This window comes from Mycolicibacterium sediminis, assembly GCF_010731735.1.
Classification (GTDB): domain Bacteria; phylum Actinomycetota; class Actinomycetes; order Mycobacteriales; family Mycobacteriaceae; genus Mycobacterium; species Mycobacterium sediminis.
On sequence record NZ_AP022588.1, the window covers coordinates 2,822,804 to 2,839,478 of the forward strand.

A 16,675-nucleotide genomic window follows, 5' to 3' on the forward strand; every position below is an offset into this window, starting at 1 on the left:
GCTCGAAACTACTAGGTATGGTCCCGCAGACACGAACCCTCGGAGGCCCCCAGATATGACGGATCGATGGCGAATCAAGTCGGTGGAACAGTCGATCGCCGACACCGACGAACCGGACACGCGCCTTCGCAAGGACCTCACGTGGCGTGACCTGACGGTCTTCGGCGTATCGGTCGTGATCGGCGCCGGCATCTTCACGATCACCGCCTCGACGGCGGGGAACCTGACCGGTCCGGCGATCTCCATCTCGTTCGTGATCGCTGCCATCACCTGCGGCCTGGCGGCCATCTGCTACGCCGAGTTCGCCTCCACCGTGCCCGTGGCGGGAAGCGCCTACACGTTCTCGTATGCGACGTTCGGGGAGTTCACCGCCTGGATCATCGGATGGGACCTGATCCTCGAATTCGCGGTGGCCGCCGCCGTCGTCGCCAAGGGCTGGTCGTCGTATCTGGGCACCGTCTTCGGTTTCTCCGGCGGAACAGTGGAATTGGGCCCCATCGACCTCGACTGGGGCGCGCTGCTGATCATTGCGGTGCTGAGTCTGCTGTTGGCCCGCGGGACGAAGTTGTCGTCGAACTTCAGCGCCGTGATCACCGCCATCAAGGTGACCGTGGTGCTCCTCGTCATCGTCGTGGGGACGTTCTACGTGAAGGCGGCGAACTACTCGCCGTTCATCCCACCCGCCGAGGCGGGGGAGTCCACTGGCTCCGGCGTCGAACAGTCCGTCTTCTCGCTGCTCACCGGCGCCGAGGGCAGCACCTACGGCTGGTACGGCCTGCTCGCGGGCGCGTCGATCGTGTTCTTCGCGTTCATCGGCTTCGACATCGTGGCCACCACCGCCGAGGAGACCAAGAACCCGCAGCGCGACGTGCCCCGCGGCATCCTCTACTCGCTGGGCATCGTGACCGTGCTGTACGTCGCGGTGACGGTTGTGCTCTCGGGCATGGTGTCCTACACCGAGCTGAAGACCGGCCCCGACGGGCAGGCCAACCTCGCGTCGGCGTTCTCCGCCAACGGCGTCGACTGGGCGGCCACGCTGATCTCGATCGGTGCGCTGGCCGGTCTCACCACCGTCGTGATGGTGCTGCTGCTGGGACAGATCCGCGTGCTGTTCGCGATGTCCCGTGACGGTCTGATGCCACGCCGGCTCGCGAAGACCAGCGAGCGGGGAACGCCGGTGCGCATCACCGTCGTCGTCGGCATCGTGGTCGCGCTCGCCGCGTCGGTGTTCCCGATCGACCGTCTCGAGGAGATGGTCAACGTCGGGACGCTCTTCGCCTTCGTGCTGGTCTCCGCCGGCGTCATCGTCCTGCGCCGGACCCGACCCGACCTGGAGCGCGGCTTCCGGGCACCGCTGGTTCCGCTGCTGCCGATCCTCTCGATCATCGCGTGCGTCTGGTTGATGCTGAACCTCACCGGCCTCACGTGGATCCGGTTCGGCGTCTGGATGCTGGTCGGCGTCGCCATCTATCTGCTGTACGGGCGTAGGCACTCGATGCTCGCCCGGCGCGAGGCCGCCGAGACCACGACCTAGCGCCTCCCCGCCACACCCTCCACGCCGAGACTGCTGGGAGGTTGCCTTCCACGACCGGATGGCGACCTCACAGCAGTCTCGGCGCCGTTGTGACTGGTGTTGGTTTACAAAAGATGCTCTGCTGTCTAGACAGCGGACATTTCAGCCCGTATAGTCAACCGCAGGCAGTGACGGCACTCACATGGAGGTGAACTGGTCATGACCACGCAATCCGAGGCATCGACTCCGGTCGATCAGTGGCGCGACAAGAAGCGCTACCTGTGGCTGATGGGGCTGATCGTCCCGACCGCGGTACTGGTGATGCTCCCGATCGTGTGGGCGCTCAACCAGCTCGGCTGGCACGCGGCGGCGCAGGTGCCGTTCTGGATCGGCCCGATCCTCGTCTACGTCGTGCTGCCGCTGCTGGACCGGAAGTTCGGACCCGACGGCGAGAACCCGCCCGACGAGGTCGTCGCGCGTCTGGAGAACGACCGCTACTACCGCTACTGCACCTACAGCTTCATCCCGTTCCAGTACCTGACGGTCGTGCTGGGCGCCTACCTGTTCACGGCGTCGGACCTCGGCTGGCTCGGCTTCGACGGCTCGCTGGCGTGGCCGGCCAAGATCGGGCTGGCACTGTCGGTGGGCATGATGGGCGGCGTCGGCATCAACACTGCCCACGAACTCGGCCACAAGAAGGACTCGCTCGAACGCTGGCTGAGCAAGATCACGCTCGCCCAGACCTGTTACGGACACTTCTTCATCGAGCACAACCGCGGACATCACGTCCGCGTCGCCACCCCGGAGGATCCGGCGTCTGCCCGCTTCGGGGAGACGTTCTGGGAGTTCCTGCCGCGCAGCGTGTGGGGCAGCCTGAAGTCGTCCTGGGAACTCGAGGCGCAGCGGATGCGGCGGTTGGACCGGAGTCCGTGGCACCCGTCCAACGACGTGCTGAACGCCTGGGCGATGTCGGTGGTGCTCTACGGCACCCTGATCGCGGTCTTCGGCCTCGCGCTGATCCCGTACGTCGTGATCTCGGCGGTGTTCGGCTTCGCGTTGCTCGAGACCGTCAACTACCTCGAGCACTACGGCCTGCTGCGGCAGAAGACGGCGAGCGGTCGCTACGAGCGGTGCGCACCGCAGCACAGCTGGAACTCCGACCACCTCGTGACCAACCTGTTCCTCTACCACCTGCAGCGGCACAGCGATCACCACGCCAACCCGACGCGTCGCTACCAGACGCTGCGGAGCATGGACGGTGCGCCGAACCTGCCCAGTGGCTACGCCTCGATGATCGGCCTCACCTACTTCCCGCCGCTGTGGCGCAGGGTGATGGACCACCGCGTGCTGGCGCACTACGACGGCGACATCAGCCGCGTCAACGTGCACCCGCGGGTGCGGGACAAGGTGCTGGCCAAGTACGGACAGGGGGCCTGACCGTGACCGCCTACCGCTGCCCCGGCTGCGACTACGTGTACGACGAGGCCAAAGGCGAACCGCGCGAGGGCTTTCCGGCCGGAACGCCGTGGGGCGAGGTGCCCGACGACTGGTGCTGCCCGGACTGTGCGGTCCGGGAGAAGATCGACTTCGAAGAGACGGGAGTGTCGGCATGAGCGACTGGAAGCTGTTCGTGTGCGTGCAGTGCGGATTCGAATACGACGAGGAGAAGGGCTGGCCCGAGGACGGCATCGCCCCGGGCACGCGGTGGGACGACATCCCCGACGACTGGAGTTGCCCCGACTGCGGTGCGGCCAAGTCGGACTTCGAGATGGTCGAGGTCGCGCGGCCGTGACGTTGGCCACGGGACCGGACCACGGCCTGGTCCGCCCGTGGCGGCGGGAACTCGATAGGGTCGCGCCTGTGAGCCAGCCTCGAGAGCCCCGTGCGGACGCCAAGCGCGTCTCGTACGCCGAGGCGTCCCGGGTGCTGCTGCGCGACTCGATCCTGGACGGCATGCGCGATCTGCTGATGACCCGCGACTGGTCGTCGATCACGCTGTCGGACGTCGCGAAGTCCGCGGGCATCAGCAGGCAGACCATCTACAACGAGTTCGGATCGCGGCAGGGCCTCGCCGAGGGGTATGCCCTGCGGCTGTCGGATCGCCTGGTGGACGCGGTGGACAGGGCGATCGACGGGAACGTCGGCAACATCCACGCCGCGTTCCTCGAGGGCTTCCGGGCCTTCTTCCTCGAGTCCGCGTCCGACCCGCTGGTCATCTCGCTGCTGACCGGCGCCGCCAAGCCCGACCTGCTCCAGATCATCACCACCGACAGCGCGCCGATCATCAGCAGGTGCTCGCAGCGGCTGACGACGACCTTCACCCAGAGCTGGGTGCGCGCCAGCGACGAGGACTCCGGCGTACTCGCCCGGGCGATCGTGCGACTGGCGATGAGCTACGTCTCGATGCCCCCGGAAGCCGATCACGACGTGGCCCGTGACCTGGCCAGATTGATGACGCCCTTCGCCGAGCGCTACGGTGTCATGGACATCCCTTAGCCGGCAGAGCGCTTTGAGCCGCCTGTCCCGCGAGCCCGCAGGCCGAGGTTGTCTGCCGGCTGTCGCCGTTGCACGCTTCCGCGCGCCCACGGCACGACTCACGAGTATCACCACTCACGACTGCAAGGGAACCAATACATGACTGCACCAGAACTGACCGTCGACGTCCGCAACGGCATCGACTACAAGGTCGCCGACCTCTCGCTCGCCGAGTTCGGCCGCAAGGAGATCCGCCTGGCCGAGCACGAGATGCCCGGCCTGATGGCGCTGCGTCGCGAATACGCCGACGTCGCACCCCTGAAGGGCGCCCGGGTGTCGGGCTCGCTGCACATGACCGTGCAGACGGCCGTGCTGATCGAGACTTTGGTGAGCCTCGGCGCCGAGGTGCGCTGGGCGTCCTGCAACATCTTCTCGACCCAGGACCACGCCGCCGCCGCGACCGTCGTCGGCCCGCACGGCACCCCCGAGGAGCCCAAGGGCGTCCCGGTGTTCGCGTGGAAGGGCGAGAGCCTCGAGGACTACTGGTGGTGCGCCGACCAGATGCTGACGTGGCCGAATGAGCCCGCCAACATGATCCTCGACGACGGTGGCGACGCCACCATGCTGGTGCTGCGCGGCGCCGAGTTCGAGAAGGCCGGCGTCGTGCCGCCCGAGGACGACGAGCACTCCGACGAGTACAAGGTGTTCCTGAACCTGCTGCGCCGCTCGATCGAAGCCGACGACACCAAGTGGACCAAGGTCGCGGCGTCGGTCAAGGGCGTCACCGAGGAGACCACCACCGGTGTCCTGCGCCTGTACCAGTTCGCCGCCGCAGGCGAGCTCGCGTTCCCGGCCATCAACGTCAACGACTCGGTCACCAAGAGCAAGTTCGACAACAAGTACGGCACCCGCCACTCGCTGATCGACGGCATCAACCGTGGCACCGACGTCCTCATCGGCGGCAAGGCCGCGCTGGTGTGTGGCTACGGCGACGTCGGCAAGGGCTGCGCCGAGGCGCTCAAGGCGCAGGGTGCCCGCGTCGCGGTCACCGAGATCGACCCGATCAACGCGCTGCAGGCGCTCATGGACGGCTTCGAGGTCAAGACCGTCGAAGAGGCCATCGGCTGGGCCGACATCGTCATCACCGCCACCGGCAACCAGGGCATCATCACCCTCGACCACATGCGGAAGATGAAGCACCAGGCGATCCTCGGCAACATCGGACACTTCGACGACGAGATCGAGATGGCCCGCCTGGAGCGCGACAAGGACATCCGTCGGATCAACATCAAGCCGCAGGTCGACGAGTTCATCTTCCCCGATGGCCACTCGATCATCGTGCTGAGCGAGGGTCGTCTGCTGAACCTGGGCAACGCGACCGGCCACCCCTCGTTCGTGATGAGCAACAGCTTCTCGAATCAGGTCATCGCCCAGATCGAGCTGTGGACCAAGAACGACGAGTACGACAACGAGGTCTACCGCCTCGCCAAGCACCTCGACGAGAAGGTCGCCAAGATCCACGTCGAGGCACTCGGCGGATCGCTGACCAAGCTCACCAAGGAGCAGGCCGAGTACATCGGCGTCGACGTCGACGGCCCGTACAAGCCCGAGCACTACCGCTACTGATCGACCGACCACGACGACCCCCGGTGCGCTTCGCGTGCCGGGGGTCGTTGGCGTCTGGCGCCTGATGCGACTTCGACGACGGAATTCGTAGCGGCAAATTTGCCGCTACGCGTCTCTTGGACAAGCACTTTCACGGTCAAGCCGACGAGCGAGGTGCTTAGCGCGTACGGATTCCGTACCCAATGTTATGGTCCGCATCATGATTCGGGTAATGGCGTTCTTGCTGGCAGCGCTGCTCGTCGGAGGCCTCGGCGTCGCGCCCGCGGCGTACGCCGAACCCGATCCGACGAACGACGTGCGCGACCCCAAGTACAACGAGGACGAGTATCTCGCCTTCTACACGCCGCCGGAGCCGCTGCCGCCGGGCGTGCCAGGTGACCTCATCCGCACGGAGCCGTCGCGCCTGGTGCTGGAACCGTCCGGTCAGCTGGGCGCGATCGTGGCCACGGGAACCCGAATCATGTACCGCAGCATCGACGCTCGCGGAAAACCCATGGCGGTCACCGGAACCTACTTCGAACCGGACAACGACTGGCCGGGTCAGGGCCCACGGCCACTGATCGTCTACGGCCCCGGAACGCAGGGCCAGGGCGACCAGTGTGCGCCGTCGCGGCAGTTCAACCAGGGCATCCACTTCTCGCCGTATCTCGACATCGCGTTCAACTACGAGGAGTTGTTCGTCGCGACGATGGTGGCGCGCGGGTTCGCCATCGTGATGACCGACTACCAGGGGCTCGGCACGCCGGGCCTGCACACCTACGTCAACCGGGTGGCGCAGGGCAACGCCATGATCGATGCGGGCCGGGCGGCGATGCGCCTGCCCGACACGTCGTTGGATCCGCAGGGGCCCGTGGCCTTCTGGGGTTACTCGCAGGGTGGAGGAGCTGCGGCCTCGGCCGCGGAACTGGCGCCGTCCTACGCGCCGGATCTGCACGTCGTGGGCACGTACGCCGGTGCGCCACCCGCCGACCTCAAGGAACTGTTCCCCTACGCCGACGGCAGCGCGCTGGTGGGGGTCGTCGGTTACGCACTCAACTCGGTCATGACCAGCTATCCCGAGTTCGCCGACGTGATCCGGTCGAAGATGACCCCGCGCGGCCTCGACATGCTGAACAAGGTTCAGGATCAGTGCATTGCGGAGACCCTGGCCAAGTTCACGTTCCGGCACCTTCAGCCGTACTTCAACGTCGACATCCAGGCGACCGTCGAGGAAGAACCCTTCAAGTCACTGTTCGACGTGCAGAAGCTCGGCAGGTTCAGGCCCTCGGCGCCGTCCCTCATCCTGAGCAACCGGTTCGACTCACTGGTGCCGTGGACCGCGGCCAACCAGCTGGGGCGGGACTGGTGCGCCCAGGGTGCCGACGTCCAGTTCTGGACCAACGAGCAGCCGCCGTTCCTGAACAAGGCGGCGGTCAACCACGCGCTGCCGATGCTGGTGGACGGCGAGCGCGCCATGCAGTGGATCGCCGACCGGTTCAACGGCCTGCCGACGACGCCCAACTGCGGCGAGTTCTAGGCGGGCGCGCTCCGCAGGATCAGGTCGACGGCTGCGTCGATGACGTCGTCGTCGGGCAGTGCGCCGAACATCATCGTCGGGCACGCGACGACCCCGGAGAGCATCGAGATGGCCGCTTCGAGTCCCGGTCCCTCGAAGACCCGCCCCAGCATCTCGCGGATGGGACGCTGACCGCCGCCGTTGATGCGGTCCCGGATCTGGGCCATCTCCTCGACCGACGCCCACTGGGCCATCACGGACAGGATCTGGTCGAGCCGGAAGTCGATCACCGCCTGGCGGAAGATGCGCAGTTCGCCGACGAGGTCTGTGCGCAGGTCGCCCGTGGGCTCCTGGTGGGGGAAGTCGCCGATCGCGTCGAGGGCCAGCGCGATCAGCTCCACCCGCGCGGGCCAGTGCGTGTACAGCGTGGTCTTCGAGTAGCCGGCGATCTCCGCGACGTGGGCGTGCGTCAGCGCGTCCGCACCCTCGGAGGTCAGCACCTGCAGTGCCGCGCGGGAGACGTCGGCCCGGGTCCGTGCGACGCGAGCGTCCTGCACGGTCTCCGCAGGTTCGGACCGGTCGGGAGGTGTCACGAGATCACCCCCTCGCCGTCGTGCACCAAGCGCAGAAGAAGTTATCTAATGAACGCGTCGTTCAATTATGACAGAAAAGTTCAGAAATGAACGTTTGGCCCGGTATTGGACGGGGGAATCAGGCGGCGAGATGGGGGCCATGCCGTTCCGGCCCGCGTCGAAACCCGTCGGAATCACCGGAAGGCCACACCAATGTCCGCAGTACTCTTCGGCTCGATCAGCACCCTCGCCGACACCTCTGAGCTGCAACGCCGCGCGTTCAACGAGGCATTCGCCGCGCACGGGCTGGACTGGGAGTGGTCCCGCGACGACTACGTCTCGATGCTCGGATCCAACGGCGGCGCCCAGCGCGTCGCGGACTTCGCAGAGAGCCGCGGCGAGGACGTCGACGCCAAGGCCGTGCACGCCACGAAGTCCGAGATCTTCCAGAAGATCTGCGCGGACGAGGAACTGACCCCGCGCCCCGGCGTCGTTCAGACCATGGAGCGGGCCAAGCAGGACGGGCACAAGCTCGGGCTCGTCACGACGACCCTGCCCACCAACGTCTCGTCGCTGCTCGCCGCCCTGCAGCGTCAGATGAACGTCGACGCGTTCGACATCGTCGTCGACCTCTCGACGGTGCAGGAGTCCAAGCCCTCGCCGGCCTCCTACCTCTACGCGCTGGAACAGCTCGGTGAGGACGCCTCGGGCGCCGTGGCGATCGAGGACAACGTCGGCGGAGTGAAGGCGGCCGTCGACGCCGGCGTCACGTGCATCGCGTTCCCCAACCAGAACACGACCGGCGGCGACTTCAGCGCGGCCGCCGAGACCGTCGACGCCCTCGACGCCGACCGCGTCGCCGAGCTGACCCGCGCCTGATCGCGGCCGACCCCACCAACCAGGAGACACGATGAGCAACATGCAGGCCCAGGTCACCAGTGAGGACCGTGCGTTCCACGTCGAGGGCTACGAGAAGATCGAGTACGACCTGATCTACGTCGACGGCATCTTCGAGCCGACCCAGACCGAACTCGCGGACAGCTACCGCCCGTACGGGCGCGCGCTGATGGTCGTCGACGAGAGCGTCTACGAGATCTACGGCGAGAAGATCCATGCGTACTTCGACCATCACGGCATCACGCTGACGGTGGTCCCCGTGCAGATCCGGGAAACCGCCAAGTCGCTGGAGACGTTCGAGCGCATCGTGGGCGAGTTCGACGCCTACGGTCTGGTGCGGACGGAGCCGGTACTGGTCGTCGGTGGCGGATTGACCACCGACGTCGCAGGATTCGCCTGCGCCAGCTACCGGAGGAACACCCCGTACATCCGCATCCCGACCACGCTGATCGGCCTGATCGACGCCAGTGTGTCGATCAAGGTGGCCGTGAACTACGGCAAGCACAAGAACCGCCTGGGTGCCTACCACGCGTCGCAGAAGGTGTTCCTGGACTTCTCGTTCCTCGGCACGCTGCCCGAGGACCAGGTCCGCAACGGCATGGCCGAACTCATCAAGATCTCGGTCGTCGGCAACGAGGAGATCTTCAACCTCCTCGAGTCGCACGGACCGGATCTGCTGCGCACCCGGTTCGGTCACCTCGACGGCTCGGACGAGTTGCGCCAGGTCGCGCACCGGCTCACGTACGCGGCCATCGCGACCATGCTCGACCTCGAGGCGCCCAACCTGCACGAGATCGACCTCGACCGGGTGATCGCATTCGGTCACACGTGGAGTCCCACATTGGAACTCACGCCGCCGGCGCCGTTCTTCCACGGTCATGCCATCAACATCGACATGGCGTTGTCGACCACATTGGCCGAGCAGCGCGGACTGCTGTCGGCGTCCGATCGCGACCGGGTCCTCGGCGTGATGAGCGCGCTGGGTCTGGCGCTCGACAGCGACTACCTGACTGCCGATCTGCTGGCCAGCGCCACCGACTCGATCCTCAAGACCCGCGACGGCATGCTGCGGGCAGCGGTCCCGGATCCGATCGGCTCGTGCCGCTTCCTCAACGACGTCACCGTCGACGAACTCGCGGACACCCTGACGCTGCACAAGAAGTTGTGTCTCGAGTTCGAGCGGGGCGGCGAGGGAGTCGACATGTTCACACCCGTCGCCGCCCATGACTGACGACATTCCCCAGCGGACCCTGCCCGCTCTGCCGCGCGCCGTCACCCCGACGACCATCCTGGCCGCCGAGTTGACCGACGCCTGCGCCGAACTCGAGGCGTGGGGCGGTGCGCCGCACGGCGTGTTGGACAGGATGCGGCGAGCGCGTGACCTCGCCGGTGGTCTCGACCCCTACGTCGAGCGCTGCACCACCGGCGAGTCGCCGGCCCTGGCGCGACTGGCCCAGCGGACGCGTGAGACCGATTGGGCCAAGGCGTCATCCGGGACGTTGGAGCAGGAGATGCTGTCCGGCCACGTCGAAGGACGGGTGCTGGACTTCCTGATCCGCATGTCGGGAGCCCGGCGGGTGCTCGAGGTGGGCATGTTCACCGGCTACTCCGCCCTGGCGATGGCGGAGGCGCTGCCCGACGGCGGCACGGTGGTGGCGTGTGAGGTCGATCGCGGCGTGGCGGACTTCGCCAGGACGTGCTTCGACGATTCTCCGGCGGGGGACCGGATCACGATCGAGGTCGGCCCGGCGACGGACACCCTGCGCCGCTTGGCCGCCGACGGTGCGGACCCGTTCGACTTCGTCTTCGTCGACGCGGACAAGGCCGGCTACCTGGGCTACCTCGACCAGCTGCTGGACGGTCCACTGCTGAGCGACGGTGCGGTCATCGCCGTGGACAACACGTTGATGCAGGGCCAGCCCTACACCGGAGTCGGAGTGACGACGAACGGGGCGGCGATCGCCTCCTTCAACGACGCCGTCGCCGCCGACGCCCGCGTCGAGCAGGTGATGCTGCCACTGCGCGACGGCCTCACGCTGATCCGGCGCGTCGTGGCGTGAACACGAGGACGCTGGCCGCCCTGGCGGGGTTGGCCGTCACGGCGCCGCTGAACCTCGCGGTCGTCGTGGTCACCCTTGCCACCGGTCCGCGAAAGCCGGCGCACGCGGACGCCGCCGAGTCGCCGCGGACGATTCTGATCAGCGGCGGCAAGATGACCAAGGCGCTGCAACTCGCACGGTCGTTCCACACCGCGGGGCACCGAGTGGTCCTGGTCGAATCGGCGAAGTACCGACTCACCGGACACCGGTTCTCCCGGGCGGTCGACGCCTTCCACGTGGTGCCCGAACCGACGGCACCGGGATACGCGGAGGCACTGCTCGAGGTCGTTCGGCGCGAGTCGGTGGACGTCTTCGTTCCCGTGTCGAGTCCCGCTTCGAGCGTGCCCGAGGCGGAGGCGCGCACCCTCCTCGACGGCGTCTGCGAGACCATTCACGTCGGTCCGGACATGGTGCGGACCCTCGACGACAAGACGGAGTTCTCCCGTGCAGCAGAGGAACTCGGCTTGCGCGTGCCCGACTCCCGGCGCATCACCGACGTCCGGCAGATCGAGGAGTTCGACTTCCCCGAGGGCCGCAAGTACATCCTCAAGCGCGTCGCCTACAACCCCGTCGGCAGGATGGACCTGACGCCGCTCACGCGCGAGACCCCGGAGCGCAATCTCGCCTTCGCCCGTGGGCTGCACATCACCGAGGCCGACCCCTGGATCCTGCAGGAGTTCGTCGAGGGGCAGGAGTACTGCACGCACGGCACCGTCCGCGGCGGCAAGCTCCAGGTGTACGCGTGCTGCGAGTCGTCGGCCTTCCAGATCAACTACGCGAACGTCGACAAGCCCGAGATCGAGGAGTGGGTCCGGCGTTTCGTCGAGGGGCTCGACATCACCGGTCAGGCGTCGTTCGACTTCATCGAGGCGGCGGACGGTCACGCCTACGCCATCGAGTGCAACCCGCGCACGCACTCGGCGATCACGATGTTCTACGACCACCCGGACGTGGCGGCGGCCTACCTCGACGACGGCCACCCCATGATCGTGCCGACTCCGTCGTCCCGGCCGACCTACTGGCTCTACCACGAACTGTGGCGCCTGGTCAAACAGCCGAACCGTCGGCACCGCCTCGCGACGATCGCCACGGGAACGGACGCCATCTTCACCCGGTGGGATCCGGTGCCGTTCTTCGCCGTCCACCATCTGCAGATTCCGTCGCTGCTGTGGAAGAACCTCCGCCGCGGCGGTACGTGGACGCGGATCGACTTCAACATCGGCAAGCTCGTCGAACCGGGAGGCGACTGACGTGGCGCTGACCCTCCTGCACCTCGTCGGATCGCCCGTCGACGACTTCCACGCCGAACTGTCCCGGCTGTACGCCGCCGGGTGCCTCGATGCGCTGACCGGCTACGAGTCGCACGTGGCCTACGTCGCGCCGGGCGGAGGCTGGCGGTTCCCGGTCGAACTCACCGAGGCCGCCGTGGCCGCGGCGCCCGAGACGTCGCCTGCCGACGCCATCGCCCACGTCGCATCGCTGGGAGTGGACGTGATAGTGCCCCAGATGTTCTGTCTGCCGGGGATGACCGCCTACCGGTCGCTGTTCGACGTCCTCGGCATCCCGTATGTAGGGAACCCCGCCGAGGTCATGGCCACCGCTGCCGACAAGGCAAAGACGCGAGCCATCGTCGCGGCCGCCGGGGTCGCCGTGCCCGAGGGCCGGGTGGTGTACGACGACGCACCGGTCGAGGTGTCGCTGCCCGTGGTGGTGAAGCCCGTCGGATCGGACAACTCCGTCGGCGTCTCGCTCGTGCGCTACGCCGCCGAGTACGGCGATGCGGTGCGGGCGGCACTCGAGCACGGCGGGGCGGCGCTGGTGGAGTCCTACGTCGAACTCGGCCGGGAAGTGCGCTGCGGCATCGTCGTCCGTGATGGCGAGCTGGTGTGCCTGCCGCTGGAGGAGTACGCCGTCGACGCCGAGTCGAAGCCGATCCGCGGCCGGGACGACAAGCTTGCTCGCACCGGGGACGGCGACCTCTACCTGGTGGCCAAGGAGACCACGCGCGCATGGATCGTGCCCACCGACGACCCGATGACCGAGCGCGTCTGGGCGGCGGCCCGTCGCAGCCACGAGGCTCTGGGCTGCCGGCACTACAGCCTGTTCGACTTCCGGATCGACCCCGACGGCATGCCCTGGTTCCTGGAGGCCGGACCGTACTGCTCCTTCGCGCCCACCAGCGTGATCGCCGTGATGGCCGCCGCCGCAGGGGTGCCCGTCACCGACCTGTTCGCCGACGCCGTCGCGGAACTACACCTCGAGGGGACTCAGCCATGAACGTGACCGCCCTGACGCCCGTCGGCGCCCTCGTCGACGACGTCCGCGTCGACGAACTCGACGGACCCACCGTGCATCTGCTGCAGCAGGCGCTCGGTGAGCACGGTGTGGTGATCATGCGCGAGCAATACGCCGACGACACCCGCTTCCTGCGGTTCCTGCGGAGCTTCGGCGAATTGATGTTCACCACCGGTGAGACGCCGGTGCCGGGTTTCGACGACCTCAACGTGATCAGCAACGTCGGTCGGACCACGCCACCGAGGTCGACGTTCCACGTCGACACGAGCTACGTCCGAATCCCGCCCGCCTACACGGCATTACGCGCGGTCGAGGTGCCCGAGAGCGGCGGTCAGACGCTGTTCTCGAATCAGTACCGGGCCTATGACACGCTCCCGGAGGATATGCGCCTCGACCTCGCCGACCGCACCGTCGAGCACGTCGTCACCGGACTGGATCTCGGCGACGACGACGAGACGTCGGCCGTGCACCCGCTGTTCCGCGTCCATCCCGTCACCGGGCGCACCGCGCTGTTCCTGACGACGCCGAAGCGGTGTGCGTCGGTGAGTGGGATGTCCTCGGAGCAGGCCGAGGAGTTGGTGCGCTGGCTGTTCGAGCACTCGACCCGCGAGGACAACGTGACCCGGCACGCCTGGGCGCCAGGGGATGTCGTCATGTGGGACAACCGGTGCGTCATGCACCAGGCGGACCACTCGGGCGTCGTGGGAGATCGGGTCATGCACCGGGGGATGGTGGCCGACGTCGCGTGAGCGGTGGTTCGCTGACCCTGTACGGGCCCGCGCTTGCTTCCGCTTCGCATAGGGTCGACCTCCATGGGGGCGGCAAGACGCACGGGGAACGATGACATGGCGATGGTGAGTGTGAGGTGAGTTCGCTTCTGCCCAACGACGACGCGTACCACCGGGTCAAGCGGATCCGGCAGGGCGTGGGACGACTCGAACCAATCTTCGATGATTTCGTGGACCGCTTCGAGAGGCGGTTCGGCTTCGCGCCACTATCGCTGACGACCGATGCTCTGAAGCCTTCTGTCAAGCGCGCATCGGCACCACGACTCGGTGTCGTCCTGGAGAGAACCGAGCAGTACCGCTCCTTCCTCGAAGCCGGGCGTGGGTACGACCCCACCAAGCAGCGGTTGATTGCGCAGATGTTCGTCGGGGCTCTCGTGGGGGTGGACCTGCTGTCGGTATTCGGGATGCCAGGGAAGTACGTCGGTTCCGAAGACTTCGCCGGTGAGATCTTCGTTCACTTCTCGGACTTCGAGAGGCTCGCAAAGATCGAGACACACTCGTCCCTCACCCCTGCCGAACTCGAACACTTCACTGCCTCTCTCGGCCTGGGTGACCAGTTGTGGTGCATCCGAAGTCTCTGGGGTCCACCGGTTGTATTCGTACACACCGCAACTCAGGCCGTCGCGTTGCAGGCGTCGGCTGTGCCCGAGCGTTGGGCGGATGAGTACTTCTCGCTGGTCACGTCGCACGACGAGTTTGGCTACCTAGGCCGAAGCGAGATCACAATTGCCGTCGACAGCAAGGAGAACTTCGACCGCAACTATGCAAGCAATTGGTACTACTACTTCAAGTGATGTACGGAGGGCGCCCGACGAAGGTGACGTGGACGAACATCCCGCGCTTTGGGGTCTCGGTCGCATCGATCTTGGTGGCGGCTCGGCCGTACCGATAAGGCAGATCCCTTGCTTGCGTCGTTCCACCTGGGGAGCGTCGGGTAAGAAGGTGGGCGCCGTCGTTCGATTGTCGGTCGCATTACTGCACGAAACCTCGGGCAGTGAATCAGTGGGTGACGTCACCGTGCGGGTGGTCAGTCGGCAGACTGCTACCGCCAATTCCACGCCACGCATCGCCCTATCTCGCGCAGTGCGTCGGCCGATAAGCCGGGGTGCATTGCCCGATACCGCGACATGACGTCGTTCACGCCCTGCACCAATGTCTTGTCACCCCACTCGATCGGCATTGCGTTGGCCTCCTGCACGAGGTGGAGGACGGCGGCGGCCAGCTTCCTGCCCTCTACGCCGCCATGGACGGCGATCAATCTGGCGGAGTCGACGTGCGGCACGGCGGTATGAGTCATCGCCTCGACGACGGCGTCACTCAGGTCGTTTTCGTCCACGTCGAACTCCGTCCTCGCACGAAAATGATTGCCTGTGAGTGTCTTTCATGTTGCTTCACCGGTTCCGCTCACATCGCACCGGTCGATCTCGGGCAATCCGGTGTCCGGGTAGTCCCGCCGGACCAGTTCGGCCAGGGCGCCGAGAGCGGACTCGTCGGCTGGCCCGAGCACCAGCGCATCGACGACGAAGTAGCGGCTCACGTCGATCTTGTAGGGGCCTTCACTGAACATCACCTTGAGAATCTTCGAGCCGTCCGTCGACTCGTACAGCGTGTAGTCCCACGCCCGACTCGCCATGCGTCTCACCGGCCCCGCTACCGCATCAGGAACGTGAAGTAGTTGCCCAGGCACGTCAGTGCGGGGGGACTCAGTTCCGGGTGACGCGCATGCATTTCGGCCTCGACGTGGTCACCGGCGTCCTGAAGCGACATCTCCGACCAGTCGGGATGGAGCGCCATCACCTCCTCGAGCATGCGGCGCACGACGTGCCTGGCGGCAGCGGCGTTCTCGGCGAAGTGGGCGTCGAACACCGTGTCGTTGCGTCCCGGATAGTGCTCGAGGTAGAGCACGACGGCCTCGCTGACGTCGACGTCGTCCGGCGTCACCGGAAGCGCCTGTCGGCCGATGCGCCCTCCAGGGCGGACATCTGCCCGCAGGACCGGCCGACCGCGTACGAGATCTGGCCGCGGTCGTTGCCCAACCAGAAACTGACCGCCGGCCCCGTGATCCGCACCGTGGCGTTTCCATCGGTGCTGGAGTCGGTGATCGTGTACCGAGGGTTCAGGTAGAGGAACTCCAGCTCGTCGTACAGGAACGCCAGCAGGGTCTTCACGGGTCCTCCTAGATGCCTGGGTAGCAGGTTACGGCCGCCCGATCGGCGGTGGTCGCGCCAGTTACTGTCGACGGCGTGCTCATCGCGATCGAAGGCGTCGACGGCGCGGGCAAGCGCACGCTGACCGACGGACTCCGCTCGTCGCTGGAGGCCGGCGGCAAGAGCGTCACCACGCTGGCGTTCCCGCGCTATCACCGGTCGGTCCACGCCGACGTCGCCGCCGAGGCGCTGCACGGCGGCCACGGCGACCTCGCCGACTCGGTGTACGCGATGGCGATGCTGTTCGCGCTCGACCGGGCCGACGCACGCGACGAGATCGCCCGGCTCGGCACGGACCACGACGTCGTCATCCTCGACCGCTACGTCGCCTCGAACGCCGCCTACAGCGCGGCGCGCCTGCACCAGGAGGTGGACGGCGAGGTCGTCGAGTGGGTGCGGGCGCTGGAGTTCGACCGCTTCGCGATGCCCGCTCCCGACTGGCAGGTGCTGCTCGCCGTGCCGACCGAGCTGGCCGCCGAGCGTGCGACCCGCCGCGCCGAGATGGACGCCGACCGCGCCCGCGACGCCTACGAGCGGGACGACGGTCTGCAGCGCCGCACCAGCGCCGCGTACGCCGCTCTCGCCGAACGGGACTGGTCCGGGCGGTGGCTCCGAGTGGGTCCGGACGTCGTCGCGGCCGATCTCGCCGCCGTGATCATGAACTGACAGTCCGGCAAAACTCCGGTGTGGTAACCGGGGATTGTCGCC

At 67.0% G+C, this 16,675-nt stretch carries 20 protein-coding genes; 15 read left to right on the forward strand and 5 right to left on the reverse strand.

The genetic code is table 11. The features are described from left to right. Positions 1-55: 55 nt before the first annotated feature. From G6N64_RS13545 to G6N64_RS13575, 7 genes are all read left to right on the forward strand, one after another. Positions 56-1,534, forward strand: a complete 1,479-nt coding sequence (locus G6N64_RS13545; RefSeq protein ID WP_163797527.1) for an APC family permease — start codon at positions 56-58, stop codon at positions 1,532-1,534. Positions 1,535-1,732: 198 nt separating this feature from the next. Beyond that, positions 1,733-2,950, forward strand: coding sequence for an alkane 1-monooxygenase (locus tag G6N64_RS13550; RefSeq protein ID WP_163797528.1), 1,218 nt, complete (start codon positions 1,733-1,735; stop codon positions 2,948-2,950). A 2-nt stretch (positions 2,951-2,952) separates the two neighbouring features. Next, positions 2,953-3,126: a rubredoxin gene (locus G6N64_RS13555; protein ID WP_163797529.1), complete on the forward strand. Its 174-nt coding sequence runs from the start codon at positions 2,953-2,955 to the stop codon at positions 3,124-3,126. Further along, positions 3,123-3,305 carry a rubredoxin gene (locus G6N64_RS13560; RefSeq protein ID WP_163797530.1) on the forward strand — a complete coding sequence of 61 codons (183 nt, stop codon included), beginning with the start codon at positions 3,123-3,125 and terminating at the stop codon, positions 3,303-3,305. The genes G6N64_RS13555 and G6N64_RS13560 overlap by 4 nt, the downstream gene beginning before the upstream one ends. A gap of 161 nt (positions 3,306-3,466) precedes the next feature. Beyond that, a complete protein-coding gene (locus G6N64_RS13565; RefSeq protein ID WP_409370709.1) occupies positions 3,467-4,009 on the forward strand; it encodes a TetR/AcrR family transcriptional regulator in 543 nt (180 codons plus the stop codon). A gap of 138 nt (positions 4,010-4,147) precedes the next feature. Next, complete coding sequence (gene ahcY / locus G6N64_RS13570; RefSeq protein ID WP_163797532.1) at positions 4,148-5,614, forward strand: adenosylhomocysteinase; 1,467 nt, start codon at positions 4,148-4,150, stop codon at positions 5,612-5,614. Positions 5,615-5,813: 199 nt separating this feature from the next. Continuing rightward, the gene (locus G6N64_RS13575; protein WP_409370706.1) at positions 5,814-7,130 is read left to right on the forward strand and encodes a lipase family protein; all 1,317 of its coding nucleotides are present in this window, start codon (positions 5,814-5,816) and stop codon (positions 7,128-7,130) included. On the opposite strand, the gene G6N64_RS13580 is transcribed toward G6N64_RS13575, so the two are convergent. Beyond that, positions 7,127-7,702, reverse strand: a complete 576-nt coding sequence (locus tag G6N64_RS13580; protein ID WP_163797534.1) for a TetR/AcrR family transcriptional regulator — start codon at positions 7,700-7,702, stop codon at positions 7,127-7,129. The genes G6N64_RS13575 and G6N64_RS13580 overlap by 4 nt on opposite strands. 192 nt (positions 7,703-7,894) lie before the next feature. Here G6N64_RS13580 and G6N64_RS13585 point away from each other — a divergent pair, with 192 nt between their 5' ends. From G6N64_RS13585 to G6N64_RS13615, 7 genes are all read left to right on the forward strand, one after another. Continuing rightward, positions 7,895-8,560 (forward strand): HAD family hydrolase, encoded by a 666-nt coding sequence (locus G6N64_RS13585; RefSeq protein WP_163797535.1) that lies wholly within the window; start codon positions 7,895-7,897, stop codon positions 8,558-8,560. A 31-nt stretch (positions 8,561-8,591) separates the two neighbouring features. Then, positions 8,592-9,809 (forward strand): sedoheptulose 7-phosphate cyclase, encoded by a 1,218-nt coding sequence (locus G6N64_RS13590; RefSeq protein ID WP_163797536.1) that lies wholly within the window; start codon positions 8,592-8,594, stop codon positions 9,807-9,809. Beyond that, positions 9,802-10,638 carry an O-methyltransferase gene (locus G6N64_RS13595; RefSeq protein ID WP_163797537.1) on the forward strand — a complete coding sequence of 279 codons (837 nt, stop codon included), beginning with the start codon at positions 9,802-9,804 and terminating at the stop codon, positions 10,636-10,638. The genes G6N64_RS13590 and G6N64_RS13595 overlap by 8 nt, the downstream gene beginning before the upstream one ends. Then, positions 10,635-11,927: an ATP-grasp domain-containing protein gene (locus tag G6N64_RS13600; protein ID WP_163797538.1), complete on the forward strand. Its 1,293-nt coding sequence runs from the start codon at positions 10,635-10,637 to the stop codon at positions 11,925-11,927. The genes G6N64_RS13595 and G6N64_RS13600 overlap by 4 nt, the downstream gene beginning before the upstream one ends. A gap of 1 nt (position 11,928) precedes the next feature. Beyond that, positions 11,929-12,954, forward strand: coding sequence for a D-alanine--D-alanine ligase family protein (locus G6N64_RS13605; protein ID WP_163797539.1), 1,026 nt, complete (start codon positions 11,929-11,931; stop codon positions 12,952-12,954). Then, complete coding sequence (locus G6N64_RS13610; RefSeq protein ID WP_163797540.1) at positions 12,951-13,721, forward strand: TauD/TfdA dioxygenase family protein; 771 nt, start codon at positions 12,951-12,953, stop codon at positions 13,719-13,721. The genes G6N64_RS13605 and G6N64_RS13610 overlap by 4 nt, the downstream gene beginning before the upstream one ends. Before the next feature lie 116 nt (positions 13,722-13,837). Continuing rightward, on the forward strand, positions 13,838-14,554 hold the full coding sequence (locus G6N64_RS13615; protein ID WP_163797541.1) for a hypothetical protein: 717 nt from the start codon (positions 13,838-13,840) through the stop codon (positions 14,552-14,554). 248 nt (positions 14,555-14,802) lie between these two features. On the opposite strand, the gene G6N64_RS13620 is transcribed toward G6N64_RS13615, so the two are convergent. From G6N64_RS13620 to G6N64_RS13635, 4 genes are read right to left on the reverse strand one after another with little or no spacing between them, the layout of a single operon-like run. Continuing rightward, positions 14,803-15,096 carry a hypothetical protein gene (locus tag G6N64_RS13620; protein ID WP_163797542.1) on the reverse strand — a complete coding sequence of 98 codons (294 nt, stop codon included), beginning with the start codon at positions 15,094-15,096 and terminating at the stop codon, positions 14,803-14,805. A 45-nt stretch (positions 15,097-15,141) separates the two neighbouring features. Beyond that, complete coding sequence (locus G6N64_RS13625) at positions 15,142-15,393, reverse strand: hypothetical protein (RefSeq protein ID WP_163797543.1); 252 nt, start codon at positions 15,391-15,393, stop codon at positions 15,142-15,144. A gap of 17 nt (positions 15,394-15,410) precedes the next feature. Next, positions 15,411-15,701 carry a hypothetical protein gene (locus G6N64_RS13630; RefSeq protein ID WP_163797544.1) on the reverse strand — a complete coding sequence of 97 codons (291 nt, stop codon included), beginning with the start codon at positions 15,699-15,701 and terminating at the stop codon, positions 15,411-15,413. Then, positions 15,698-15,928 (reverse strand): hypothetical protein, encoded by a 231-nt coding sequence (locus G6N64_RS13635; RefSeq protein ID WP_163797545.1) that lies wholly within the window; start codon positions 15,926-15,928, stop codon positions 15,698-15,700. Before G6N64_RS13635 ends, G6N64_RS13630 begins: the two co-directional genes overlap by 4 nt. A gap of 75 nt (positions 15,929-16,003) precedes the next feature. Between G6N64_RS13635 and G6N64_RS13640 the strand changes: the two genes are divergently transcribed. Next, positions 16,004-16,633, forward strand: coding sequence for a dTMP kinase (locus G6N64_RS13640; RefSeq protein ID WP_163797546.1), 630 nt, complete (start codon positions 16,004-16,006; stop codon positions 16,631-16,633). Positions 16,634-16,675 lie beyond the last annotated feature (42 nt).